Origin of the sequence: Bradyrhizobium sp. SZCCHNR3119, assembly GCF_032487775.1 — a bacterium.
In the GTDB taxonomy this organism is placed as follows: Bacteria; Pseudomonadota; Alphaproteobacteria; order Rhizobiales; family Xanthobacteraceae; genus Bradyrhizobium.
Window position 1 is genome coordinate 5,760,163 of sequence record NZ_JAUEUV010000001.1, and the last position, 24,536, is coordinate 5,784,698.

General features: G+C 65.1%; 21 protein-coding genes. 13 read left to right on the top strand and 8 right to left on the bottom strand.

Translation table 11 applies throughout. The features are described 5' to 3' along the window. The first annotated feature begins 3 nt into the window (after positions 1 to 3). From mmsB to QX034_RS26580, 5 genes are all read left to right on the top strand, one after another. Positions 4 to 891: a 3-hydroxyisobutyrate dehydrogenase gene (mmsB, locus tag QX034_RS26560; protein WP_315705296.1), complete on the top strand. Its 888-nt coding sequence runs from the start codon at positions 4 to 6 to the stop codon at positions 889 to 891. After that, a complete protein-coding gene (locus QX034_RS26565; protein WP_316184842.1) occupies positions 888 to 2,621 on the top strand; it encodes an AMP-binding protein in 1,734 nt (577 codons plus the stop codon). Before mmsB ends, QX034_RS26565 begins: the two co-directional genes overlap by 4 nt. Before the next feature lie 8 nt (positions 2,622 to 2,629). Then, on the top strand, positions 2,630 to 3,106 hold the full coding sequence (locus QX034_RS26570) for a MaoC family dehydratase (RefSeq protein WP_315705298.1): 477 nt from the start codon (positions 2,630 to 2,632) through the stop codon (positions 3,104 to 3,106). Positions 3,107 to 3,284: 178 nt separating this feature from the next. Further along, a complete protein-coding gene (locus tag QX034_RS26575; RefSeq protein ID WP_316196018.1) occupies positions 3,285 to 4,202 on the top strand; it encodes an SDR family NAD(P)-dependent oxidoreductase in 918 nt (305 codons plus the stop codon). 150 nt (positions 4,203 to 4,352) lie between these two features. Continuing rightward, positions 4,353 to 5,582, top strand: a complete 1,230-nt coding sequence (locus QX034_RS26580) for a TIGR03862 family flavoprotein (protein WP_315705300.1) — start codon at positions 4,353 to 4,355, stop codon at positions 5,580 to 5,582. A 182-nt stretch (positions 5,583 to 5,764) separates the two neighbouring features. Here the strand turns inward: QX034_RS26580 and QX034_RS26585 are convergent, their stop codons facing one another. The 3 genes from QX034_RS26585 to QX034_RS26595 all read right to left on the bottom strand — a co-directional run bounded on the left by QX034_RS26585 (position 5,765) and on the right by QX034_RS26595 (position 9,326). Then, positions 5,765 to 6,844 carry a D-TA family PLP-dependent enzyme gene (locus QX034_RS26585; protein WP_315705301.1) on the bottom strand — a complete coding sequence of 360 codons (1,080 nt, stop codon included), beginning with the start codon at positions 6,842 to 6,844 and terminating at the stop codon, positions 5,765 to 5,767. Positions 6,845 to 7,007: 163 nt separating this feature from the next. Further along, positions 7,008 to 8,822, bottom strand: a complete 1,815-nt coding sequence (locus QX034_RS26590; RefSeq protein WP_316196020.1) for an ABC-F family ATP-binding cassette domain-containing protein — start codon at positions 8,820 to 8,822, stop codon at positions 7,008 to 7,010. A gap of 18 nt (positions 8,823 to 8,840) precedes the next feature. Further along, positions 8,841 to 9,326 (bottom strand): YaiI/YqxD family protein, encoded by a 486-nt coding sequence (locus tag QX034_RS26595; RefSeq protein WP_316196022.1) that lies wholly within the window; start codon positions 9,324 to 9,326, stop codon positions 8,841 to 8,843. 141 nt (positions 9,327 to 9,467) lie between these two features. Between QX034_RS26595 and QX034_RS26600 the strand changes: the two genes are divergently transcribed. After that, positions 9,468 to 10,268, top strand: a complete 801-nt coding sequence (locus QX034_RS26600; RefSeq protein WP_315705304.1) for a hypothetical protein — start codon at positions 9,468 to 9,470, stop codon at positions 10,266 to 10,268. A 184-nt stretch (positions 10,269 to 10,452) separates the two neighbouring features. On the opposite strand, the gene QX034_RS26605 is transcribed toward QX034_RS26600, so the two are convergent. Then, the gene (locus tag QX034_RS26605; RefSeq protein WP_316191099.1) at positions 10,453 to 12,828 is read right to left on the bottom strand and encodes a xanthine dehydrogenase family protein molybdopterin-binding subunit; all 2,376 of its coding nucleotides are present in this window, start codon (positions 12,826 to 12,828) and stop codon (positions 10,453 to 10,455) included. Positions 12,829 to 13,038: 210 nt separating this feature from the next. Here QX034_RS26605 and QX034_RS26610 point away from each other — a divergent pair, with 210 nt between their 5' ends. The 4 genes from QX034_RS26610 (at position 13,039) to QX034_RS26625 (ending at position 16,171) form a co-directional block, all read left to right on the top strand. Further along, positions 13,039 to 14,118, top strand: a complete 1,080-nt coding sequence (locus QX034_RS26610; protein WP_315705306.1) for a Ppx/GppA phosphatase family protein — start codon at positions 13,039 to 13,041, stop codon at positions 14,116 to 14,118. A 235-nt stretch (positions 14,119 to 14,353) separates the two neighbouring features. Beyond that, positions 14,354 to 15,049, top strand: coding sequence for an RlmE family RNA methyltransferase (locus tag QX034_RS26615; protein ID WP_315705307.1), 696 nt, complete (start codon positions 14,354 to 14,356; stop codon positions 15,047 to 15,049). Between the two features lie 327 nt (positions 15,050 to 15,376). After that, positions 15,377 to 15,649: a DUF3551 domain-containing protein gene (locus tag QX034_RS26620; RefSeq protein WP_315705308.1), complete on the top strand. Its 273-nt coding sequence runs from the start codon at positions 15,377 to 15,379 to the stop codon at positions 15,647 to 15,649. 165 nt (positions 15,650 to 15,814) lie between these two features. Next, positions 15,815 to 16,171 (top strand): hypothetical protein, encoded by a 357-nt coding sequence (locus QX034_RS26625; protein WP_315705309.1) that lies wholly within the window; start codon positions 15,815 to 15,817, stop codon positions 16,169 to 16,171. A 69-nt stretch (positions 16,172 to 16,240) separates the two neighbouring features. Here QX034_RS26625 and QX034_RS26630 read toward each other — a convergent pair whose 3' ends face one another. Genes QX034_RS26630 through QX034_RS26640 form a run of 3 tightly spaced genes read right to left on the bottom strand, consistent with a single transcriptional unit; the run spans position 16,241 to position 19,742 of the window. Next, positions 16,241 to 18,460, bottom strand: coding sequence for a xanthine dehydrogenase family protein molybdopterin-binding subunit (locus QX034_RS26630; RefSeq protein ID WP_316196024.1), 2,220 nt, complete (start codon positions 18,458 to 18,460; stop codon positions 16,241 to 16,243). Then, the gene (locus QX034_RS26635; RefSeq protein WP_316175662.1) at positions 18,457 to 18,948 is read right to left on the bottom strand and encodes a (2Fe-2S)-binding protein; all 492 of its coding nucleotides are present in this window, start codon (positions 18,946 to 18,948) and stop codon (positions 18,457 to 18,459) included. Before QX034_RS26635 ends, QX034_RS26630 begins: the two co-directional genes overlap by 4 nt. Beyond that, positions 18,945 to 19,742, bottom strand: a complete 798-nt coding sequence (locus QX034_RS26640) for a cytochrome c (RefSeq protein ID WP_316196026.1) — start codon at positions 19,740 to 19,742, stop codon at positions 18,945 to 18,947. Before QX034_RS26640 ends, QX034_RS26635 begins: the two co-directional genes overlap by 4 nt. Positions 19,743 to 19,848: 106 nt before the next feature. Here QX034_RS26640 and QX034_RS26645 point away from each other — a divergent pair, with 106 nt between their 5' ends. Together QX034_RS26645 and QX034_RS26650 are read left to right on the top strand one after the other, a co-directional pair. Next, positions 19,849 to 20,703 (top strand): hypothetical protein, encoded by an 855-nt coding sequence (locus QX034_RS26645; RefSeq protein ID WP_315705313.1) that lies wholly within the window; start codon positions 19,849 to 19,851, stop codon positions 20,701 to 20,703. 221 nt (positions 20,704 to 20,924) lie between these two features. Further along, positions 20,925 to 21,989 carry a linear amide C-N hydrolase gene (locus QX034_RS26650; RefSeq protein ID WP_315705314.1) on the top strand — a complete coding sequence of 355 codons (1,065 nt, stop codon included), beginning with the start codon at positions 20,925 to 20,927 and terminating at the stop codon, positions 21,987 to 21,989. A gap of 12 nt (positions 21,990 to 22,001) precedes the next feature. On the opposite strand, the gene QX034_RS26655 is transcribed toward QX034_RS26650, so the two are convergent. Continuing rightward, the gene (locus tag QX034_RS26655; protein WP_315705315.1) at positions 22,002 to 23,210 is read right to left on the bottom strand and encodes an FAD-dependent oxidoreductase; all 1,209 of its coding nucleotides are present in this window, start codon (positions 23,208 to 23,210) and stop codon (positions 22,002 to 22,004) included. A 218-nt stretch (positions 23,211 to 23,428) separates the two neighbouring features. Here QX034_RS26655 and QX034_RS26660 point away from each other — a divergent pair, with 218 nt between their 5' ends. Further along, a complete protein-coding gene (locus tag QX034_RS26660) occupies positions 23,429 to 24,532 on the top strand; it encodes a serine hydrolase (RefSeq protein ID WP_315705316.1) in 1,104 nt (367 codons plus the stop codon). Positions 24,533 to 24,536: the final 4 nt, after the last annotated feature.

Sequence of the window (24,536 nt, forward strand, 5' to 3'; positions counted from 1 at the left end):
ACAATGACGACGATCGCATTCATCGGCCTCGGCAATATGGGCGGTCCGATGGCAGCCAATCTGGTCAAGGCCGGCCACAAGGTGCTCGCGTTTGATCTGGCTGAAGCCTCGCGGGCGCAGGCAAAGCGCGACGGCGCCGAGATTGCCGAGAGCGCGACAGCTGCGGTGAAGGGCGCCGAGGTCGTGGTGACGATGCTGCCGGCGGGCAAGCACGTTCTGGCCGTGTGGAACGATGTGGTGCCGGCGATGTCGAACGGCGCGCTGATCATCGATTCCTCCACCATCGACGTCGAAAGCGCGCGCGCTGCGCATGCGCTCGCGGCCAAGCACGGCATCGCCTCGGTCGATGCGCCGGTGTCCGGGGGCACCGGTGGCGCCAAGGCCGGGACGCTGACTTTCATGTGCGGCGGCGAGGAGGGTGCCTTCGCCAAGGCCAAGCCGATCCTCGAAAAGATGGGCAAGAAGATCGTCCATTGCGGCGGCGCTGGCGCGGGGCAGGCGGCCAAGATCTGCAACAACATGATCCTCGGCATTTCCATGATCGCCGTGAGCGAGGCCTTTGCGCTCGGCGAAAAGCTCGGGCTGTCGCATCAGGCACTGTTCGACGTCGCCTCGACCTCTTCGGGGCAGTGCTGGTCGCTGACCAGCTATTGCCCGGTGCCGGGGCCGGTGCCGGCCTCGCCCGCGAATAACGACTACAAGCCGGGTTTCGCCACCGCGTTGATGCTGAAGGATCTGACGCTGTCGCAGGATGCGGCGAAGGCGGCCGGCGCGGCGACGCCGCTCGGGCAGCACGCCCAGGAGATCTACAAGGCCTTCGATGCCGCCGGGAATGGTGGCGTCGACTTTTCGGGCGTCATCCAGCACGTTCGCAAATTGGCCGAACCATGACGACCTTCAAGGAAGCGCGCGCATTTCTGCTCCGGCATCGCACCGATTATGAGGGGGCGGTGAAAGGATTCCACTGGCCGGATCCGGTGCCGTTCAACTGGGCGCTGGATTGGTTCGATGCGGAGCTTGCGCATGATCCCGAAAGCCGCGACCGCACGGCGCTGTGGATCGTGGACGCCGCGCACGACCGCCAGACCAAGCTCTCCTTTGCCGCTCTGTCGCGCCGCTCCAATCAGGTCGCCAACTTCCTACGCGCGCAAGGCTTGAAGCGCGGCGATCACCTGCTGCTCCTGCTCGGCAATGTCGTGCCGCTGTGGGAGACCATGCTGGCTGCGATGAAACTTGGCGTCGTCGTGATCCCCGCCACCACGCTGTTGACCACCGATGAACTGCGTGACCGGCTCGAGCGCGGCCGCGCCAAGGCGGTGGTCGCGGCACAGGACCAGGTTGGGAAATTTGCGGCGCTTGGCGCCGACGATCTCGTCCGCATCGTGGTCGGCGACGGCGTCGCGCCCGAGGGCTGGCTGCCATTCACGCAGGCGGCCGATGCTGCAGAGGATTTCGCGCCCGATGCTCCGACGCAGCCCGATGACCCGATGCTGCTCTATTTCACCTCCGGCACGACCGCGAAGCCGAAGCTGGTGCGCCACAGCCATCGCAGCTATCCGGTCGGGCATCTCTCGACGATGTATTGGCTCGGCCTGCAGCCGGGCGACATCCACTTGAACATCTCCTCGCCGGGCTGGGCCAAGCATGCCTGGAGCTGCTTCTTCGCACCCTGGAATGCCGGTGCCACCATCTTCGTGGTCAACCAGCCGCGCTTCGACGCCAAGGCCTTGCTCGCCACCGTCGGCCGCTGTGGCGTGACCACCTTGTGCGCGCCGCCGACGGTGTGGCGTCTGTTCATCCAGGAGCATCTGTCCGACTTCAAGGTCTCGTTGCGCGAGGCCTGCGGCGCCGGCGAGCCGCTCAATCCGGAAGTCATCGACCAGGTGCGCGCGGCCTGGGGCCTCACCATCCGCGATGGCTACGGCCAGACCGAGACCGCGGCGATCGTCGGCAATTCGCCGGGACAGCAGGTGAAGATCGGCTCGATGGGCCGGCCGCTGCCGGGCTATCGTGTCGAGGTCACCGACATCGACGGCAACCTCGCGAAGGAGGGTGAGATCACGCTGGCCCTTGGTGCCGATCGGCCCGCGGGATTGATGCAGGGCTATCAAACCGAGGACGGCAAGCTCTCCGGCACCGAGGGAGTCCGGTACCGGACCGGCGACGTCGTGTTTCAGGACGACGACGGTTATCTGACCTTCGTCGGCCGCTCCGACGACGTGTTCAAATCGTCGGACTACCGCATCTCTCCCTTTGAACTCGAGAGCGTGCTGCTGGAGCATGACGCCGTGGCCGAAGCGGCCGTCGTGCCGAGCCCGGATCCGATCCGGCTGGCGATTCCGAAAGCCTATGTACTCCTGGTCGCCGGCGCCGAGCGCTCGCGTGCCACGGCACTGTCGATCTTCGAGCATCTGCAGGCGCGGCTGGCGCCGTTCAAGCGCATTCGCCGGCTCGAGCTCGTCACCGAGTTGCCGAAGACGATCTCCGGCAAGATTCGCCGCGTGCAACTGCGCCGGCTTGAGCATGATGACGACCGCACCGACCATCTGCGCGGCGTCGAATTTCGCGAAGAGGATTTCCCGGAACTGCAGCGTGCGCGGCCGGCCGGGCATGAGGGGTAGGAAGAAGAATGAATCAAATCTGGAAGAAGCCGCCGATTTCTCTCGAATCGTATCAAGCCCTGGTCGGGCGGGAGATCGGCGTGTCGTCCTGGCACCTGATCGATCAGAAGCGCATCGACGCTTATGCCGACGTGTGCGAGGACCATCAGTTCATCCATGTCGATCCCGAGAAGGCCAAGGCGACGCCGTTCGGCACCACCATCGCACACGGCTTTCTCACCATGTCGCTGCTCAGCGTGATGTCCTACGAGGTGATGCCGGCGGTCGAGGGCACGGCGATGGGCGTCAATTACGGCTTCGACAAGCTGCGCTTCATCTCGCCGGTCAAGTCGGGCAAGCGCGTGCGGGGTCGCTTCACGCTGGCGAAGGCCGAGCTGCGTCGGCCGAAGGAATTGCAGTCGCTGACCAATGTGTCGGTCGAGATCGAGGGCGAGGATAAGCCGGCGTTGGTCGCCGACTGGATCGGCCTGATCTATCTGACCTAAACCCCTCTGCCATTGCCGGGCTAAAGCGCGAAGCGCGTCTGCTAAACGCTTGACCTGGCAATTCATCACTGATGAAAGACTGATCAGTTTTCTGATGGACGCCCAGGGCATTTCGCACGAAGACGCGCTTCGCGCATTTGCCCAGGCGTGACCTGACAACAAGATGTAGGAAGCGAACATGGCAATCAGATTCGACGGACGCGTCGCCATCGTCACCGGCGCCGGCAATGGTCTCGGCCGCGCCCATGCGCTGGGGCTCGCCAGCCGCGGCGCCAAGGTCGTGGTCAACGATTTCGGCGGCGCGCGCGACGGGACCGGTGGCTCGCTGAGCCCGGCGGAGACCGTGGTCGAGGAGATCCGCAAAGCCGGCGGCGCGGCGATGGCCGACGGCGCCGACGTCTCCAACTTCGAGCAGGTCACCGCGATGGTCGAGCGCGCCACCAAGGAGTGGGGCAGCGTCGACCTGCTCTGCGCCAATGCCGGCATCCTGCGCGACAAGTCGTTCGGCAAGATGGAGGTTGCCGATTTTGCCAAGGTGCTCGATGTGCATCTGGTCGGCTCGTTCTACTGCTGTAAGGCGGTCTGGGCCGGCATGCGCGACCGCAACTACGGCCGCATCGTGCTGACGACATCGTCGTCCGGTCTGTTCGGCAATTTCGGCCAGGCCAATTACGGGGCCGCCAAGGCCGGCATGGTCGGGCTGATGAACGTGCTGGCGGAAGAGGGCCGCAAGAACAACATTCGCGTCAACACGATCTCGCCGACCGCGGCGACGCGCATGACCGAAGAGCTGCTGCCGCCGCAGGCGCTGGCGCTGATGAAGCCGGAGTCGATCACGCCGGCGGTAGAATATCTCCTCAGCGAGGACGCACCGACCAGGACCATCATGGGGGCGGGCGCCGGCTCCTTCGCAGTGATCAAGATCCTCGAAACTGAGGGCATCAACTTGCCGCAGTCGGAATGGACGCCGGACGCGATCGCGGCGCATTTTGCCGAAATCAGCGACATGTCGAAGGCGAGGGCGCTGCAGGGCGCATTCGAGCAGACGCAGAAATATGTGGCGCAGGCCGCGGCAAGGGCTGGGATCAAGCTCTAAGTTGAGCTGTCATTTCGGGGCGCGTCGAAGACGCGAGCCTGGAATCCATAACGACGATCGGGCGTATGGATTCCGGGCTCAGCCCTGCGGGCTGCCCCGGAATGACGACCTCTTTTGCGGATACGGCTTCGTCGGATCGCTGCTCGCGCGATGTCCTCGCTGACAAAACACATCGCCATCATCGGGGCCGGCCCGGCCGGGCTGATGGCCGCCGAGGTGCTGGCCGAGAGCGGTGCCGCCGTCACCGTCTACGACGCCATGCCGTCAGTCGCGCGCAAATTCCTGATGGCCGGCCGCGGTGGGCTCAATCTCACGCATAGCGAAGAGCTGACGACATTCTTGTCGCGTTACCGCGAGGCGGCGCCGTTTCTCGAAGCGGCGATCCGCGCCTTTCCGCCGGAGCGGCTGCGTCACTGGTGCGAGGCGCTCGGCGAGCCGACCTTCGTCGGCTCCTCGGGTCGGGTGTTTCCGCAGAGTTTCAAAGCCTCGCCGCTGCTGCGCGCCTGGCTGCGCCGGCTCGCCGCGCAGGGCGTGCGCTTTGAATTGCGGAACCGTTGGACCGGCTGGGACGGCGAGGGACGGCTCACGTTCCAAACGCCGGCCGGGACGCGCGCGATTGCGGCCGAGGCCACGGTGCTCGCGCTCGGCGGTGCGAGCTGGCCACGGCTCGGCTCGGATGGCGGCTGGGTGTCGATCCTCGCGGCAAAGGGCGTCGCCATCACGCCGTTGCGCCCGGCCAATTGCGGCTTCACCGTCGGCTGGTCGGATATCTTCCGCGACCGCTTCGAGGGCCAGCCGCTGAAGGGCATCGCCTTGAGCCTCGGCTCGCGCACGGTGCGCGGCGAGGCGGTCGTCACCCGCGACGGAATCGAGGGCGGCGCGGTCTATGCGCTCTCGGCCGAACTGCGCGAAGCCATCGCCTCTGAAGGCGAAGCAAGATTGCTGATCGCGCTGCGGCCAGATCTTGCGGCCGGGAACTTGATGGAACGGCTGAAGGCACCACGCGGCAAGCAATCCTTCTCCAACTTCCTGCGCAAGGCGCTGCAACTCTCGCCGCTCGCGATCAGTTTGGTGCAGGAGGTGGCGAAGACCTCTGGCCTCGCTCTGTCGTCCGCGTCGCCGGAGCAACTCGCGACCTTGATCAATGGCCTGCCGCTCAAGCTCACCGGCACGGCCGGGCTAGCCCGCGCAATCTCGACGGCTGGCGGCATCGCGCGCGACGAGTTCGACGCCGACTACATGATCAAGCGATTGCCCGGCGTGTTCGCTTGCGGCGAGATGCTGGATTGGGAGGCGCCGACCGGCGGCTATTTGTTGCAGGCCTCGTTTGCGACCGGCGTGGCCGCGGGGAAGGGCGTGATGAGGTGGCTGGGCCTGTAGCCACAAACTCAGTGTCATTCCGGGGCGACGCGCAAGCGTCGAGCCCGGAATCTATAACCCCGGACCTTGGTTATGGATTCCTGGTTCAGCCCTACGGGCTGCCCCGGAATGATAATTGAGATCGTAGGGGCGCGCAAAGCGCAGCGTGCGCACCCTTCAATGACGATGGCGAGAGTTTCGCCCTACCGCAACTTCCCGCGCGCCGCGACCGGCAGCGTGCCCAGGATCTCCTCGCCCCGCACCATCACCACCTCGTCCATCATGTTGACGACCACGCAAACATGGTTGGGCACGATGCGGACGACGTCGCCGACATTCGGCCTGGTGTTGCTGCGGGACAGATCGAGGAAGCCGTGCTCCTCGGCGAAGCGGGCGATCTTCGCTTCCGGATGCTCCAGGATCAGGCCGTGGCCGTCGAGCCCGCCGGTATCCGTGGTCAGCGTCTTGGAGCCGGCATCGAGGATGCCGCGCTCGGGAGCGGCGCGGCTGACCACGGTGGAATAGATGTGCAGCGCGCAGTCATCCCAGCTCGCGACGCCGGCTGCGACCTGCATGCGATCGTTGTAGATGTAGGTGCCGGGCCGGTGCTCGGTCGCGCCATTGAGCTTGCCGAGGTTCTTCAGGTTGGGCGAGCCGCCAGTCGAGACGATCGCAGCATCCAGGCCTTCGGCGCGCACGCCGGCGAGCGCCTCGTTGTAGAATTTTTGCGCCTCGTCCCAGCCGCTCTCGGTCGGATACAGCATGAAGCCGGCGAAGCGCAGGCCTTCCGAGGCGGCGATCTGCCTGGCAAGTGCAATCGCTTCTGCGGGCGTCTCGACGCCGGCGCGCTTGCGGCCGGTGTCGCATTCGACCACGACCGAGAGCGTGCGTCCCGATTGCTTCGCGGCCTGCGGCAGGCCTTCGATCACGGTCGCATTGTCGGCGGCGACGGTCATGTCGGCCTTGGCCTGCAACGCCGCCAGCCGCGCCATTTTCTCCTCGCCGATCAGGTTGTAGCTGATCAGGATGTTGTCGATACCGGCGCCTGCCATGATCTCGGCCTCGCCGATCTTCTGGCAGGTAATGCCTTGCGCGCCGGCCGCGATCTGCAGCTTCGCCAGCACAGGACTCTTGTGCGTCTTGATGTGCGGGCGATTGGCAACTCCGGCCGCCTCGCATTGCGCCTGCACGCGGGCGATGTTGCGCTCGACCCTGTCCATGTCGATGACGGCGCAGGGGGTGCCGTATTCACGTGCGATCTTGGCGGCGAGCGGCGTAGTCATGTGTTTACTCCGTTGTTATTTGTTCGTCATTGCGAGGAGCGATAGCGACGAAGCAGTCCAGAGTGTTGGGGGTAGCTCTGGATTGCTTCCGCCGTCGCCCTTTGGGCTATGGCGGACAAGGAGCTTCGCTCGCAAATGACGGCTAAGAGTGGCACTGTCGCCCTCACGCGCCCTCGATCTCCTCGCGCAGCATTTCCAGCTCAAGCCAGCGGTCTTCGGCGGCGGTGAGCTCGGCCTGGGCGGCGGCGGCGGCGACAGACGCTGCTTCGAATTTCTTGCGGTCCTTGGTGTAGAGTTCGGGGTCGGCAAGGATCGTCTGCTGCTTCGCGATCTCGGCTTGCAGCTTGGCGATCGTCTTCGGCAGTGTCTCCAGCGCGTGCTTCTCGTTGAAGGAGAGCTTGCGTTTCGGTGCGCTGGACGGCGCCGTGGAAGCTTTGGCTTCCTTCTTGTCGTCCTGCACTGCGGCCTTCGGCGTCTCCCGCTTCAGATCGGCGCCGCGCTGCGCCAGCATGTCGCTGTAGCCGCCGGCATATTCGATCCATTTGCCGTCGCCCTCCGGCACGATCACCGAGGTGACGACGCGATCGAGGAAATCGCGGTCATGGCTGATCAGGATCACCGTGCCTTCGTAATCGCCGAGCATGTCCTCGAGCACGTCGAGGGTTTCGAGATCGAGATCGTTGGTCGGCTCGTCCAGCACCAGCAGGTTCGAGGGTTTGGCCAGCGCGCGCGCCAGCATCAGCCGGCCGCGCTCGCCGCCCGAGAGCACCTCCAGCGGGGTGCGCATCTGCTCGCGCGCGAACAGGAAGTCTTCCATGTAGCCGACGACATGCTTGGGCTTGCCGCCCACCATGACATGGTCGCCGCGCCCGCCGGTCAACGCCTCCGCAAGGGTGGTTTTCGGATCGAGGCTTTCTCGATGCTGATCGAGCGTCGCCGTTTCGAGATTGACGCCGAGCCGCACGCTGCCGCTGTCCGGCGTGTCGCCGCCGGTCAGCAGATTGACCAGCGTGGTCTTGCCGGCGCCGTTCGGGCCGATGATGCCGACGCGATCGCCGCGCTGGATGCGGATGGAGAAATTGTCGACGATCTTGCGCTCGCCAAAGGCCTTGCTGACGCCTTTGGCTTCGATCACCAGCTTGCCGGACTTGTCGGCTTCCGCTGCCGCGAGGTTGGCGGCACCAGCGGTGCCGCGATAGTCGCGGCGCTGCTGGCGCAGCGCATGCAGATTGGCGAGCCGCTTGACGTTGCGCTTGCGCCGGCCGGAGACGCCATGGCGCAGCCAGTGCTCCTCGTTGACGATCTTGCGGTCGAGCTTGTGCTGTTCGCGCTCTTCTTCGGCCAGCACCTCGTCGCGCCAGGCTTCGAACGCGGCGAAGCCACGGTCGATCTGCTTGATCTGGCCGCGGTCGAGCCAGGCGGTCGCGCGCGACAGGTTGGTCAGGAACCGGCGGTCATGGCTGATCAGGACCAGCGCGCAGCGCCGGCCGTCGAGCTCGTTCTCCAGCCATTCGATGACCGGCAGATCGAGATGGTTGGTCGGCTCGTCCAGCAGCAGGATGTCGGGCGAGGGCGCCAGCACCCGTGCGATCGCCGCGCGCCGCGCCTCGCCGCCCGACAGATGCGCCGGATCTTCCTGCCCGGTCAGCCCGAGCTGTTCGACCAGATAGCGCGCCTGGTAGGAATCGTCGCCGGGCCCGAGGCCGGCTTCGACATAGGCGAGCGTGGTGGCATGGCCGGAAAAATCCGGCTCCTGGGGCAGGTAGCGCACCGTGGCTCCCGGTTGAACAAAACGCGTGCCGCTGTCCGCCTCGACCAGGCCGGCCGCAATCTTCAGCAAGGTCGACTTGCCGGAGCCGTTGCGGCCGATCAGGCAGACGCGCTCGCCAGGCGAGACCGAGAGCTCGACACCCGAGAGCAGCGACGTGCCGCCGAAGGTCAGCTTGATGTCCTTGAGTTGAATTAGTGGGGGCGCCATGAACGTCGCTCTAAAATTCTACTTCTGCTGCAGTGTGGACTGCTCTGCGCGCTGGCGCTGGAGACGGCGGATGGTCTGATCGAGCGCCGACAGGAACGCGGAGCGATCGCGCGGCGTGAACGATTTCGGGCCGCCGGTCACCTCGCCTGACGAGCGCAGATCGGTCATCAGGTTGCGCATGGCGAGTGCCATGCCGATCGAGTCCTCGCTGAACGGCTTGCCGTTCGGCGCAATCACCTCGGCTCCGGTTTTGACGCAGCGGCTTGCCAACGGAATGTCCCAGGTGACGACGATGTCGCCTCGGCCCGACCGTTCCGCAATCCAATCGTCGGCCGCATCCATCCCGGAACCCGCGGCGATGCGCTCGATCAGGGAGTCCTGCGGCACCCGGATGAAGACGCCGGCCACCACGCTGACGGGTACGCCATGCCTGATCGCGACGCGATAGATTTCGTCCTTCACAGGGCAGGCGTCAGCGTCGACATAGATGCGGGTCGGGTTCAATTTGGCCGTCTTCCGGTGGCGTGGGGCGCCACGGGTGGTACCCCATCGCATGGGGAATTGCGAGCCAAAGGAGCGGCTTGGCCGGCGCATTTCGAGCCGCTACGATCGCGCGCAGACAACGACAAAACAGGGGAAACGCGGATGGGGAGCCGGCTCGAGACCTATCGTATCGAGGCCTACAACACGGCCAAGCAGTCCGAGAACAAGATGCACGACGATACCGTGGCGCGACGCTTCGGCTTCACCGGCGGACTGGTCCCGGGCGTCGAGGTGATGGCCTATATGGTGCACATGCCGGTTGCGCGATGGGGGCGCGAGTTTCTGGAGCGGGGGCTGATCGAGGCGCGCTTCGTCAAGCCGGTCTATGACGGCGAAATCGCCGAGGTCCGGGCGAGCGAGAGCGATGGTGCGCTCGCGCTCGAGGTTCGCAGCCGTGGCGAGGTTTGCGCCACCGGCGCGGCTTCGCTGCCGTCCACGGCGCCCCTGGTGGCCCTGGCCGACTACAAAGATGTCGGTGCGGTGGCCAGGCGCAAGCCGGTCGGCGCTGATACTTTCGCGGAAGGAAGCTGGCTCGGCACGGCGGCGCGGGCGTGGCCTGGACCTGCGGCCGCGGCTTATCTTCGGGAGATCCGTGAGCGTGAGCCGATCTATGCCGAAAGCCGTCTCGGCCATCCCGGCATGCTGCAGCGGGTGATGAATCGCCTATTGGTCGATAATGTGATCCTCGGGCCCTGGATTCACGTCGGCAGCCGCATGCAGCTGCTGTCGGCCTTCTTCGAAGACGATGAGATCACGGCGCGCGCGAAAGTGACCGCGAATTACGAGAAGAAGGGCCACCGCTTCGTCGAGCTCGATGCGTTGGTGATCGCGAACGGCACGACGCCGCTCGCTCATTGCCACCATGTCGCGATCTACCGGCCGCGCGAGCAGGCCGCGGCGTAATTGAAGCGGCTACGCACGCCGGCTCTACACAAAAATTCGTCATGCCCGCGTAGGCGGGCGTCCAGTACGCCGTGGCTTCTCGGTGAATCACGATCGTCTCTGGAATACTGGATCGCCCGCCTTCGCGGGCGATGACACTTGATGATGGGCGGCCGCGGCGCGCCTTTCATCTCGCGCCGAACAGTCAAGCCGCCTTGCTCGCCTTGCCGTCCTGGATCGCGCGCCAGACCTTCTCGGCCGTCAAGGGCATGTCGAGATGCTTGACGCCATGCTCGGACAGCGCATCGATCACGGCATTGACCACGGTCGAGAGTGAGCCGGCGCAGCCGGCTTCGCCGCACCCCTTGGTGCCCAGCGGATTGGTCTTGGCCGGCACCGGATGATCGCCGACGGCCATCATCGGAATGTCGGAGGCGCGCGGCAGGGCGTAGTCCATCAGCGAGCCCGTGATCGGCTGGCCGCTCTCGTCATAGCGCACATGCTCCATCAGCGCCTGGCCGATGCCTTGCGCGACCCCGCCATGGAGCTGGCCGGCGACGATCATCGGATTCACGACCGTGCCGAAGTCGTTGACGCCGGTATAGGCGACCACCTGCACCACGCCGGTGTCAGGATCAACCTCAACCTCGGCGACATGACAGCCGTTCGGGAACGCCGATTCCGTGCTGTTGGTGGCGTGATCGACGTCGAGCGAGGCCGGCACGCCCTCCGGCAGCTTGCCTTCGCGCATCCGCTGCGCCAGCTCCATGATGTCGATGGTACGGTCGGTGCCGGCGATGGTGAAGCGGCCGTCGGCGAATTCGATGTCGGCCTCGGACGCCTCGAGCAGATGCGCGGCCGCCTGCTTGCCCTTGGCGATCACGAGCTGCGAAGCCTCGACGATCGCCTGTCCGGTGGCGGTGATCGAGCGTGAGCCGCCAGTGCCGTTGCCGAAGCGGACCAGATCGGAGTCGCTCTGCTCCAGCCGGATCTTCTCGAAGGGGACGCCGAGCTGGGCCGAGAGCACCTGGGCGAAGGGCGTCGCATGGCCCTGGCCGTAATCCAGCGTGCCGGTGGTGAGCGTCACGCCACCATCGGCATCGAAGGTGATCTTGCCGAGCTCGCCGGATGGCGGCGCGGTGACCTCGAGATAAGAGCCGACGGCGATGCCGCGCAGCTTGCCGTTCTTGCGGCTCTCGCGCTTGCGCTTGTTGAAGTTGTCGAAATCGGACAGCTGGATCGCCTTCTGGAACACCGCGGCGAAATCGCCGGAGTCGTAGGTCACGCCGGAAGCGGCCGGAAACGGCATCTGGTTCGGCTTGATGAAGTTGCGCTTGCGCAGGGCCAGCCGGTCGATGCCCATCTCGTCCGCGGCAGTATCGATCAGCCGCTCCATGAAATAGTTCGCCTCGGGCCGGCCGGCGCCGCGATAGGCGCCCATCAGGGTCATGTTGGTCAGCACGGTCTTGATGTCGACCGACAACAGCGGCGTGCGATAGACGCTGGCGAGGTTCTTGCCGGTGTTCAGCGACAGCGGGCTCGGGGCGACCCCCATGATATAGGCGCCGAGATTGCCGTAGCCGGACAGCCGCACCGCCAGGAAATGGCCCTCGGCGTCGAGCGCGAGCTCGCCATGGATGATCTGGTCGCGGCCGTGGCTGTCGGACAGGAAGCTGCCGGAGCGCTCGTCGCGCCATTTCACGGGACGGCCGAGTTCCTTGGCCGCATGCAGGATGCAGACATATTCGGGATAGCCGACGTTCTTCATCCCGAAGGAGCCGCCGACATTGCCGGTGAGAATGCGCACCTTCTCCGGGGCGACATTCAGGATCTTGGCCAGCATCAGTTTGTTGCCGGAGACGCCCTGCGTCGGGACCTGGAGCGTGTAACGCTCGTTTTCCTTGTCGAACGAGGCGAGTGCAACCCGCGGCTCCATCGGCACCACCGCGACGCGGGTGTTGACGATGTCGAGCTTGGTGACATGGGCGGCCTTGGCGAAGGCCTCCTCGATCTTGGCGGTGTCGCCATAATGATAATCCAACGCCACATTGTTCGGGATGTGGTCGTAGAGTTGGGGCGCGCCGGGTCGGGTTGCCTCCTCGGCATTGGTGACCGCGGGCAGGGGCTCGATGTCGACCTCGACCGCCTCGGCGGCATCGCGGGCCTGGTTCATGGTCTCGGCGACCACGAAAGCCACGGGATCGCCGACGAAGCGGACCTTGTCGGTCGGCAGCGCCGTGCGGTTGGTCTGCTTGAGCGGGGTGCCGTCCCGGTTTTTGAGCGGCAGGCCGCAGGTGAAGGGCCCGTAATTGGCGGCCGCGAGGTCAGCGCCGGTCCAGATCCCGAGCACGCCCGGCATGGCCCTGGCCGTCGTGCTGTCGATCCCCTTGATCAGGCCATGGGCGTGGCTCGAACGGACGATCCAGGCGTAGACTTGGCCGGGCAGGTTGACATCGTCGGTATATTTGCCCTGGCCGCGAACCAGTGTGTCGTCCTCTTTGCGGCGCACCGGCTGCCCGACGCCGAATTTCTGCAGCGCCATGGCGTTTTCGAGGGCGGCCGGGGAGGTGAAATCTTGCATGGAATTGAACCCAAAAGGCTGGACGATCGCGAAGACTGCGTGCTGTCCCAGATAGTCCGCCCCCTTTCCCCCGACAACGCCCGATTAGGAATGGTTCGTAACGTCCAGGCGATGGGCTCGTTCGGGACTGTTGCACAGGGGCTATGCACTGCTAATGTTTCAGGAAAGCGAAATTCCATGTCGGCCGTCTGGCCGGCGGAAAGACAATGAATGATCAATGACACGCGGCTGCAGGAAAGCCTCGCGCCGCGCGGGAACATCGAGCCTGAGTTTGCTCCGGGACTGGACCCGGCCGCGGTAGGTTGCGCCTCCACCCATGGTGCGGGAAGCGTCTACGCGGCCCTGGATCTCGGAACCAACAATTGCAGGCTCCTGATCGCCTGCCCGTCGGGCGATAGTTTTCGCGTGGTCGACTCGTTTTCACGCATTGTCCGGTTGGGCGAGGGAATCTCGACCACCGGCTGTATCAGCGAACCGGCGATGGAGCGCGCCATCGCTGCGCTCAGCATCTGTCGGGACAAGATCCAGTCGCGCAAGGCGAGGCGCCTGCGGCTGATCGCGACCGAAGCCTGCCGCGCGGCCGCCAACGCCGACCGGTTCCGCGACCGGGTTGCGGCCGAGACGGGTATCCAGCTCGAGGTGATCGACCGGCAGACCGAGGCGGCCCTGGCCGTGAAAGGCTGCGCACCGCTGCTGGACCCGACCGGGCGTGGCGCCATCCTGTTCGACATCGGCGGCGGTTCCAGCGAGCTGGTGCGGATCCAGCGTGATCCGGCGGACCGGGATGCGGAACCCGAGATCAAGGCCTGGATGTCGATCCCGCTCGGCGTTGTGACCCTGGCCGAGCGGTTCGGCGGCAAGGACGTGACACCCGAGATCTACGCGGCGATGGTGGAGGCGGTCGAGCAGCACATCGCGCCCTTTGCCGCCGAGCACGGTTCAGATCTCGCCGGCATGCATCTGCTCGGCACCTCCGGCACCGTGACCACGCTTGCCGGCATCCACCTCAATCTGCCGCGCTACGACCGCCGACGTGTCGATGGCATCTGGATCAACGACGCCGAGATCACGACGACGATCGCGCGGCTGCTATCCATGACCTACCAGCAGCGCGCCGACAACAACTGCATCAGCGTCGACCGCGCCGATCTCGTGCTCGCGGGCTGTGCGATCCTGGACGCGATCCGGCAGGCGTTCCCGCTGCCGCGGCTGCGGGTCGCCGATCGCGGTCTGCGCGAGGGCATGCTGGTCGAAATGATGCGCGAGGACGGCGCGTTGCGGACGGCGTAGGCGTCATTCCGGGGCGCATGCGCCTCGGCAAATTGCGAACCGATTTGCGCGTGAGCCAGCGGAAGCTCTGTTCGTTGTGCGAGCTCTCCGCTGCCGACCTATCTAGATGTATCGTTTCACGGTGCTTCTCAGGATAAGGGCTGAACGCGCGGCAGGATTTTTTGACCCTCATGGTGAGGGCGCGGCAAGGCCGCGCGTCTCGAACCATGAGGCCCATACATCGGACTTTTGGACCATGGCAAAAGACACCACCGGCCGCATGCATGTGCAGGTCAAGACCGGGGGCAAGCGCAAGCTGTCCTCAAAGCTCTGGCTGGAACGCCAGCTCAACGATCCCTATGTCGCACAGGCCAAGCGCGAGGGGTATCGCTCACGCGCGGCCTATAAGCTGATCGAGATTGACGACAAATATCATCTGCTCAAGTCCGGCATGACCGTGGTCGACCTCGGCGCGGCGCCCGGTGGCTGGAGCCAGATCGCAGCAAAGCGTGTCGGCGCCGACGCAGGCAAGGGCAGGGTGATCGCCATCGATCTGTTGGAGATGGGCGAAATCCCCGGCGTCACCTTCACCCAGCTCGACTTCCACGCCAACGATGCGCCGGAGAAGCTCGTCGCGATGCTCGGGGGCCGCGCCGATGTCGTGATGTCGGACATGGCCGCCAATACCACCGGCCATCGCAAGACCGATCAGCTCCGCATCGTTGGTCTCGTCGAACTCGCGGCGCATTTCGCCGGCGAGGTGCTGAAGCCCGGCGGTACCTTCCTCGCCAAGACTTTCCAGAGTGGCGCCGATGCCGACCTTCTCGCGCAGCTCAAGCGCGATTTTTCAAATGTGCGCCACATCAAGCCGGCGGCGAGCCGCCAGGATTCCTCCGAGCGCTACGTGCTGGCGATGGGCTTCAGGGGCGATCGGACCGCGGACGCCGAATAGCAGTGCGATTGCGACCACGTCGGCCATGCAATCGGACCGGCAAAGTCCGCAAGGGATGCTCCGGAGCATGCAGCGACAGCAGGAGAAGTCCCATCAGCACCATCATCAATACAATCTTCGGTTCGATCATGGCGACAATCCTGATTTGATCACGATTAATTAGATTCTGCCTTCCTGCTCTCGCCGTGTATTGATACAGCTCAACAATCGCTTCGGCGGTTCTCAGGCAAGAACACCGAGCGTTTCATGATATTTCTTGATTCAAAGCAAAGTGCCGAGCCGATCTTGCCGGCTTATCCGGCGACGACCGCTAATTCGGAGAATCCAATGCGTGTTCTGGTTTGGAGCCTTCTCGTGTGTGCCGCCGCCCTGTCCATTCCGGCCAAAGCCCAGACCTACGATCCTCGCGTGCCCGTGTGCATGAAGGTCTATGACGGGCCGTTCGGCGGCGGCGAATGGATCGATTGCAGCTACGCCTCGCTGCCGCAGTGCCAGGCTTCGGCGTCCGGACGGGCGGCGATGTGCGTGCTCAATCCCTATTTCACCCCGCCTCCGGTCAGGCCGCTGCGGGCTCACCGGCGCCACCGGCACGCCTACTGAACAATTCTCCTGCTTGCGTAGCTCTTGCTTGTCTGGGCGGACACATAGCGACAACTTGGCAACAACTTCCGTCGTCGCTGCCAATTTCATTTCGATTTGTTTCTCCGGTCGAAGCGCTTTTCGATTTGAATCGCTTTCGAGCCGCTGCCTGTCTATGATGCGCGCATGTCGCGCATCCTGTCGGTCTCCACTGGACTCCTCGTTCTCTTGCTGCCGGCGCTTGCCTTCGCCGCGCCTGCGCATAAGCGCGCGCAACGCTGGCACGGCTATGGCTTCCTGCCCGGCTACCATCAGCCGGTGAACAACAGCCTTCCGCTCTATGCGCAAAAGGAGGCGATGCGCCAGCCGCCTAATTCCAAACGCCGCCATTGGTACATCGACCCGACGCCGCGCTATTACCTCTATAATGGCGAGTGGCACTATTTCGGTCGCCCTGGCTTCTACCGCGGGCACTACAACGGCGGCAGTTTCGGCCCTTGCTGGACACGTACGCCAATCGGCGCCGTCTGGACCTGCGGCTGACGGCCGGACCGTCGCCGCAAACGGCAACGGCGTCTGCCGATAACTGTTCCGGCGCGGCGCTTTGCAAGCTCAGGCCTCGATGGCCGCCCGGATGCGCTGCCGGGTCAGCGGCAGATCGCGCGAACGCTTGCCGATGGCGTTGGCAATGCCATTCGCGATCGAGGCGGCCGCGGGACCTTGTGCGGTTTCGCCGGCGCCGAGGAACGGCAGACCCGGCCTGTCGATGAGATGAACCTCGATGCTCTCAGGCACCGCGTTGAAGCGCAGAATGGGATAGGTCTGCCAATCGATGCTGGTGATCCTGGTCTCGTCGAAGGTGACACTCTCATACAGGGTCCAGCTCGAGGATTGCACGATCGCGCCTTCGATCTGGTTGATCAGCCCGTTGGGATTGACGATCTGGCCGGCATCGACGGCGGCAACCGCGCGCACCAGGCGCGCGCGGCCCGTGTCCCGATTGACCTCGACCTCGGAGGCGATCGCGCAATAGGCGGCGACGTTCTTGTAGCGGGCGAAGGCAAAGCCATAGCCGCGGCCGGACGGTGGTTTTTGATCTTTGGCCCAGCCGAATCCCTCCGCGGCCTTCTGCACCACGTCGCGTGCCCGCTGATCCTGCAAATGCGCCAGCCGAAATTCGATCGGATCCTTGTCCGTAATGACAGCCAGCTCGTCCATGAAGCTCTCGATCGAGAAGACGTTGTGATAGGCCCCGAGCGAGCGCATCGCCGAGATCCGCAGCGGCATCTGGCTGATGAAGTGGTGCACCACCTTGGCATTCGGAAACGCATAGATCGGGATCGCGTTGCGATCGCCGCCGCCCTCCGGCAAGGGCAGGGGCTTTGGCGCGGGCTCTGCGAACGGGTGCTCCTTGTGGCGCGCGGCGAGGAGCGTGCCGGCGGTGCCCGGACGCGTCGAATGCGTGTTGCTCCACACCTCGAAATGCCAGTCCGCAACACGTCCGTCGGCATCGAGCGATGCCTTCACCTGTGTGAGCATGGCTGGTCCGAACGGCTCCCACGCATGCTCCTGTTCGCGCATCCATTGTACCCGGATCGGGCGTCCCGGCAGCAGGCTCGCGATCAGAGCGGCGTCAGCCGCAGCATCATCCGCGCCATTATGGCCGTAACAGCCGGAGCCCTCGACATGGATCACGCGAAGGCTGTCGGGTCCGAGGTTCAGCATCTCCGCGATGGCCCGGCGGTCGGGATAGACCCCTTGCGTATGGGTCCATATCGTCATCGCGCCGTCGCTGAATTGCGCCACCGCGCATGACGGGCCGATCGATCCATGGGATTGGTACGGCCGTGTGTAGCTCGCTTCGATCGAGCGCCGGCCGATGGCCTGGGGATCGCTGACATCGAGGATGGTCGAATCCTGCGACGGCAGGCTGGTCAGCAACTCCCGCACGCCGCGGTCGGTCGGCAGTTGCGCGTGCTCCTGCCATTTGGCCGCGGCGGCGAGCGCCAGCATCGCCTTGATCGCCTGGAATTCCTTCTCTGCGATCACGGCCAGGAAATTGCCGTTGCGGATCACCGTGACGACGCCGGCCAGTTTCTCGACCGACGCCGTGTCCACGTCCCTCAGCTCTGCGCCGTAGCTCGGCGGCCGCACGATGCGCGCATGCAGCATCCCGGGCAGTCGCATGTCCTGCACATAGGCCGCGCCACCGGTCACCTTGGCGGGGATGTCCACGCGCGGGACCGGCTGACCCATCACTTTGAAGCTTGCGGGGTCCTTGAGTTTCGAAGTCGTCTGCGCCTCGACGTGCAGCATCTCGGGCGCGACCAGTTCGCCATAGCCGAGCCGCGTGCCGTCGGTGGCGACCACGGCGCCGTTCTCGGCGCGCAGACCGTCGGCCGGCCGGTTCAGACGTTCTGCCGCCTGCGCGATCAGGAGTTCGCGGACTTGTGCTGCCGCATTGCGAATGGCGGTGCCGCTATCCTGCATCGAATGGCTGCCCGCGGTGTAACCCTCGTTGGCAGTCAGCTTGGTATCGGCGGTGACGAGATTGATGCTTTCGAACGGCACATCCAGCTCTTCGGCCGCGATCTGTTGCAGCGCGGTCTTGATGCCCTGGCCGAGTTCGGCCTTGCCGGTGAATACGGTGATGTGGCCGTCAGCATCGATCCTGATCCAGGAATCGAGATAGGGGGCGGTCGCGAGGCTGCCCGGGCGCTTCGGCGTCGCGGCTCCTTCCTGCGCTGCGGCGCCGCGCAGCGAGAAGCTGACGAGCAGCGCGCCGCCGCCCAGCAGCACTTGCCGGCGATCGACGGTGAAGGCGGCGGTCATAGCGTGCCTCCATGATCCGTGGTTTCGGCCCGGGTCATCATCTCCGCGGCGCGAAGCACTGCGCGCAGGATCCGCATGTGGGTGCCGCAGCGGCACAGAGGCGGGGCCAGCTCGGCGCGGATCTCCTGATCGCTCGGATTTGGATGACGCTGCAGCAGCGCCTGCGCCCGCATCATCATGCCGGCGATGCAGTAGCCGCATTGTGCCGCCTGCTCCTCCATGAAGGCGCGCTGGATCGGCGACGGCTTTTCGACCGTGCCCAATCCTTCCAGCGTGGTCACCTCTTTGTCTTTCAGGAGCAGGATCGGGGTGACGCAGGAGAACACCGCGTTGCCGTCGACCATCACGGTGCAGGCGCCGCATTGGCCGAGCCCGCAGCCATATTTGGCGGCGTTGAGCTCGAGGTCGTCGCGCAAGACGTAGAGCAGCGGCGTGTCCGGCTCGGCGTCGATCCGGTGATCCCGGCCGTTGATCTTCAATGTCATCATGGCTGGCCTCGCGGCGGCACGTGGATTGTGATGTTCGGCGGCTCTGCCGCAGTTTGCAGAAATGCGGCCTGCGCCTGCCGCGCCACGGCAATGGTTTGATCGACATTGCTCCAGGCGGGCTGCTGGCTGAAGCGTGCGCGCAGATAGGCGAGCAGTGAGCCGACCTGTGTATCGGTCATGCTCGCTGCGAAGCCGGGCATGATCGGACTGCGTTCGCCGTCCCGCGCCGGCAAGCCATAGAGGATGGTGTTGGCGACGTTGCGCGGATCGGGGGCGCTGATCCCGGTCGACAGGTGCAGGTCGACGCCGGCGTAGGGCAGGGCGCGGGCGGTCTCGTGGCAACTCGCGCAGGCCGCGGCGTAGATGGCAGCGCCATCCTTATCGTCCGGGGCGGTCGCATTCGGCGCGGAGGTCGAGCTTGACGTTTGCGGCTGGCCGGATCGCGGCTGCGCGGCATCCGCGCGCGCAACCTCGGCATTTTGGATGCGCGAGGGCGAAGGCGGTCCGAAGACCCCGGCCATGTAGATCGCAATGGCCCGGACATCGTCGGCGTCGACCGAGGACAGATTGTTGATGACCTGTGCCATCGGTCCGCGCGCAACGCCGTGATCTTTCTGCCAGCCGTTGCGCAAGTAGTCGAACAGCGCGTCCGCGGTCCAGGGCACCGGCGCAGGCGACTGCGCATTGAGGGCATAGGCGACCCAGTTCTCGGCTTCGCCCCCGGCAAACGTGGCGGCGGTGCGCTCGGCGCCGAGCGCATTGCGCGGGGTATGGCAGGCGCCACAATGGGCCAATCCTTCGACCAGGTAGGCGCCGCGGTTCCAGGTCGCGCTTCTGCGCTCGGGTCCACTGCTCGGGCACGGTTACAACTTCACCCAGCGCTGGCAATTCCTCCACGGCGTGCTCAACTGGTTCTGCAAGCCGTTCATGGTGCTGCTGCTGATCGCGCCGCCGATCTATTGGTTCGCCGGCCTGCCGGCGTTCGAGGCGGACTATCTGTCGTTCCTGCGCTACGGCGTGCCGGCGCTGCTGGCGCAGATCATCTATATGGGCTGGGTATCCCGGTCGCGGACACTGCCGCTGTTCATGGAGGCGACCCATGCCGTCACCTGCTTTGCGATCACCGCGACCTTGCTCAGCTCGATCGTCAAGCAGTTCGGCCGGCCGTTCAAGATCACTGACAAAGGCGGCGACCGCTCCAGGCCGCGCGTGCACGGCAGGCTCGCCGCGACCTTCGGGCTGATCGCGGCGAGCTCTGCGGCCAGCATCGTCTGGGCCTTCGTCTCGCCCTATGCGGCGAGCGAGATTTCGGCGATCGATTTCTTCAACCTGCCGTGGGCCGCCATCGCCATGCTCGTCGCCTTCGTCGCGTTTCTGGTCTGCTTCGAGCTGCCGCGTGGCGAGGAGATGTTTCCGGCCGGCGATGACGGCTGGCTCGCGGCCGATGACGAACTGCGCCCATGCCGCGTTGCGGCGCTGTCGCTGTCCTCGGCGCAACTCGTCTGTTCGCGCGGCTATCCGACCGACCGGCCGGGGTCGCGAGTCCACCTCCATCTGGAGTGGCTGGGGTGGACCAGCGTCACGATCGTCTCGCGTGCGGACGCGCTGCTGCTCGTGCGCCTGGAGCCGGATTTCGAACAGCGCCGCCGACTGGTGGTGCAGCTGTTCAGCTCCTCCTGCGGTGCCATCACGAGCGAGGCGAGCCTTCGCGGCGCCCTGGCCGGCCTGGCGCGACGCGGGCTTGTCGGGCGGTGAGTTGCCGCACCGTCACGCCCTTCGATCTGACTCAGCCGAGACCATCCCTTCAAGGGGGCCGGCCGTCCTGGCCCGGCGCACGTTTTTACGGGATCTTGACTGCTCCGCAATCGCTTCTGCGAAGCGCTTACCACCTTTGCTTGTACGAGGCGGTCTGGGTAGAATTGTTCCGGACAGCTTGAAGTGCCGTGATTGAAGCGGCGCGCGCAAGAGGGCAAGCCATGATCGCTTCTAGGCACCATGTCGTCGCAGCAGCTGCGGCCATCGTCCTCGCCGCCAACCTCCTTGCCGTTGCCGCAGATGCGTGCACGCGGCTGGTCTATCTCGGAGCTGACGATCAGGTGATTACCGCGCGCTCCATGGACTGGAAGCGCGATATCGGGACTAATCTGTGGATCTTTCCGCGCGGCATGAAGCGCTCGGGCGAAGCGGGACCCAATTCGCTGCAATGGACCTCGCGCTATGGAAGCGTCATCGCCTCGGCCTACGACATTTCGACCACTGACGGGATGAACGAGGCCGGCCTGGTCGCCAACGTACTCTGGCTGGTGGAGTCGTCCTATCCGAAATACGATGGCGCGAAGCCGGGGCTCTCGATCGCCGCGTGGACACAATATGTCCTCGACAATTTTGCGACGGTCGAAGAAGCGGTGGACGCGCTCGCAAAGGAGCCGTTCACCATCGTGACCGACATGGTCCCGGGTGAGGACCGGCTGGCGACGCTGCATCTGTCGATGTCGGACGCCCGCGGCGACAGCGCCATCGTCGAATATATCGGCGGCCGTCAGGTCATCCATCACGGCCGTCAATATCAGGTGATGACCAACTCGCCGACCTTCGACGAGCAGCTCGCGCTCAATGAATATTGGAAGCAGATCGGCGGCACCGTGATGCTGCCGGGCACGAACCGGGCTGCCGATCGCTTCGCGCGGGCCTCGTTCTATGTGAACGCCATTCCCAAGACGGAGAATCCCGTCGAGGCGATCGCCAGCGTCTTCAGCGTGATCCGAAACGCATCGGTGCCGTACGGCATCACCACCCCTAACGAGCCCAACATCTCGTCGACCCGCTGGCGCACGGTGGCCGATCACAAGCGCAAGCTCTATTTCTTCGAATCCGCCCTGACGCCGAATGTCTTCTGGGTCGATCTGAGCAGGATCGATTTCTCGGAAGCCTCCGGCAAGGTGAAGATGCTCGACCTCGGGCCCAATCAGACCAATACGTTTTCCGGCGTCGCGAACGATCAGTTCAAGGAGAGCAAGCCTTTCAAGTTTCTGGGGTTGTGATCCCCAGGCGCGTCAGCTCTCCTGGACCCGCTCCCTGCGATAGCCGAGGCCGATCAGGCGCGCCGGAATTCGGGCGAGCACCGGAAAATGCGCGACCAGGCGCAGCAGCAACGGCGGCTCGGGTTGCCGGGCGCTGCCAAGCACGCCGGAGATGACGCGCTTTTGGATCTGCACCTGCAGCGCCTGCACGAGCTGTGTCGGGCGCAGCCGCCGTGCCTGCACGGCGGCAAGATCGGCCTCGCTCACCTGCCTCTCCCGGAGCGGTCGCGCCAGCAGGTTGGCCGCCGCCACCGCGTCCTGGATCGCGAGATTGATGCCGACGCCGCCGACCGGCGACATCGTATGCGCGGAGTCGCCGATGCAGAGCACACCGGGACGATGCCATGTCGTCAAGCGGTCGACGCCGACCGTCAGCAGGCGGAAATCGTCGAAGCTCGTGATCTCATGGGTGCGATCGGCCAGGAACGGCACGAGGTTGGTGATGGCGCGGCGGATGGTGTCGAGCCCGCGCGTCTTGATCTGCTCGAGCGTGCCCTTGGCGATGACCAGGCCGCATTGCCAATATTCGGTGCGGTTGATGCCCACCAGGATATGGCCGGCGCCGAAGCTGCCGACCAGATCGTCCGGATCGCCGGGCTTGCGCGACAGCCGGAACCACAGCACGTCCATCGGCGCGCCGATATCCTTGACCGGCAATCGGGTTTCCCGCCGCACCATGGAATGACGCCCATCGCAGCCGAGCACGAGATCGCTCGTGACCTGCAGCGGTCCCGCTGCCGTCTTTGCCTCGACCCCGATCACCTTGCCGTCGGCGCTGCGCAGCGCGGTCGCGTCGGCCTGCATCAGCAGCTCGAAGCCTGGGTACTTGCGCGCATGCGCGGCGAGGAAATCGAGGAAATCCCATTGCGGCATCAGCGCGACGAATTTGGCGCGCGTCGGCAGATGGGTGAAGTCGGCGAAGGTTGCCTCGATATCGCCGAAGCGGCCGCGCAGCCGCGTCACCTCGGTATGCGGCCGCTGGCGGAATGCGTCGTAGAGGCCGAGCTGGTCGAGGATCTCCAAGGTCGACGGGTGCACCGTGTCGCCGCGAAAATCGCGCAGGAAATCGGCATGCTTCTCCAACACCAGCGTGGAGACGCCGGCGCGCGCGAGCAGCAGCCCGGCCATCATGCCGGCCGGACCTCCGCCGACGATGCAACATGCGACGCGGCGTTCAGTCATCAGGGCTCTCCTCGCAGGGGGCTGATTGATCGGTCCTGTAAGCGATTTGGAACGTTGCGGTTCCAAGTTGCGCGCAAGGAGTCCTGAAACGAGGGCGTCCCTCAGGTCTCCCGGAGGCGGGTTCCTAACAGGCTAATATCATCAATTTGTCGCCGCATTGCGCCAAAAGACGATATGGTTCGGGCCGGATGCAGCCGGCTCGCCGGAGGAAAATCGTCATGGTCAGTCTCAATCGCCGTCGTCTTCTGATCGCGCTTGGTGGCGGCCTCATCGCAGCGCGTTCCGTCCACGCACAACCAGTATCGGCGGATATCGCGCAACGCCTCGCCGAGGCCGAGCAGGGTGGCCGCGTGTTCGGCCTGCATGCGTTGCTGGTGAACCAGGGCGGCAAGCTCGTCTTCGCGCATTATGAAAAGGGCAATGACGAAGCCCGCGGCCGGCCGCTTGGTGAGGTCGCCTTTGCGCCCGACGTGCTGCACGACCTTCGCTCGGTGTCCAAGAGCATCGTCGGCCTCGCCTATGGGATCGCGCTCGCGGACGGCAAGGTGCCGCCGCCGGAGGCCAAGCTCTATGAGCAGTTCCCGGAATATGCCGATCTCGCCGGTCAGCCGGGCCGCGACCGGCTGACGATCCACAACGTGCTCAGCATGACGCTCGGGCTGCAATGGGACGAGCTCTCAATTCCCTATGGCACACCGGGCAACAGCGAGGATGCGATGGATGCGGCGCCCGATCGCTTCCGCTACATCCTCGAGCAGCCGATCGTCACCGAGCCCGGGACGAAATGGACCTATTGCGGCGGCGCAACTGCATTGCTGGGGCGACTGATCGCCAAGGGCACCGGCGATGATCTGCCAACCTATTGCCGGCGCGTCCTGTTCGATCCGCTGCAATTCGGCGCGTTCGAGTGGCATCGCGACCGGCATGGCGATCCCATCGCCGCCTCGGGATTGCGCTTGCTGCCACCGGATCTTTTGAAGATCGGGCAACTGATGCTCGCGAGCGGCGAATGGAACGGGCGCCGGGTCGTGCCGGCAGACTGGATCAAGCGCGTGACGACGCCTGTGGTGAAAATCGATGCCGGGCGTTCCTACGGCTATCAGTGGTACATGGGCGATATGAGCGTCGGCACACCGCCGCAACCGGATCATTGGTTCGGTGGGATTGGCTGGGGTGGCCAGCGCCTCTATGTGGTTCCGGCGCGTGACGTCGTCACCGTGATCCACTGCGGCAACTACAACCGCTCCGGTATGGAGCAGGCGCGCGTCATCAGGACGATCATGTCCGAGGCTGTGCTGCCGAATTTGGCTTCGCGCACATAGGCGC